Source organism: Stenotrophomonas maltophilia group sp. RNC7 (genome assembly GCF_030910085.1).
Classification (GTDB): domain Bacteria; phylum Pseudomonadota; class Gammaproteobacteria; order Xanthomonadales; family Xanthomonadaceae; genus Stenotrophomonas; species Stenotrophomonas sepilia.
The window spans coordinates 1-541 of sequence record NZ_JAVFVN010000800.1 but is presented as its reverse complement, the minus strand read 5'-3'; the positions used below and the strand labels follow the sequence as shown (position 1 = coordinate 541).

1 protein-coding gene is annotated in these 541 nt (G+C 44.2%); it reads left to right on the top strand.

Annotated features, from left to right (window positions below; all coding sequences use genetic code 11):
• Positions 1-541, top strand: a 541-nt coding sequence (locus RCF13_RS19330; protein WP_308141461.1) for a hypothetical protein, incomplete at both ends; no start/stop codon positions are given.

The window sequence follows — 541 nt, the reverse complement described above, 5'->3', positions numbered from 1 at the left end:
ACAGCAAAAGGAACTGCGGTTCAATCAAGCTCCTTTTTCGGTGGGGGATTTGAACGAGCAGATATCCACGGTAGATGGTTCCTTACGGATTGTTCAGACCGATTTGGTGCTGCCGGGCCCGAATGGATTGAATTTTGAGCTGCGGCGAGTGTATGACAGTTCCCGCGGGAAAGACGATATTTTCTATAATGAAAATAGGCATCGCCAAGCCACGAGGAAATTGGAAGAAGACACTCGCTTCCCCTTAGGGAAAGGATGGATATGGGATATCCCTTATCTTAAAATATCAGGTGATCAAAAGCACTTATATATGCCTGAGTTCGGGTCATTCGCCATTTCGGAGCGTAATGAATTGCTAGGTTATCCCTTCGACGATCTGAGCTTTGGCCCTCGTTATGGCGAACCGGCAGGGGCAAGATATGTTTTGAGCGATTACAAAAACGGCCTTGAGTATTATTTTGATGATTATGGGCTTTTAGTACAGATTAATGATAACTATGATAACGCCATCAATTTTTACTACGATAGATTAGGAGAGCTA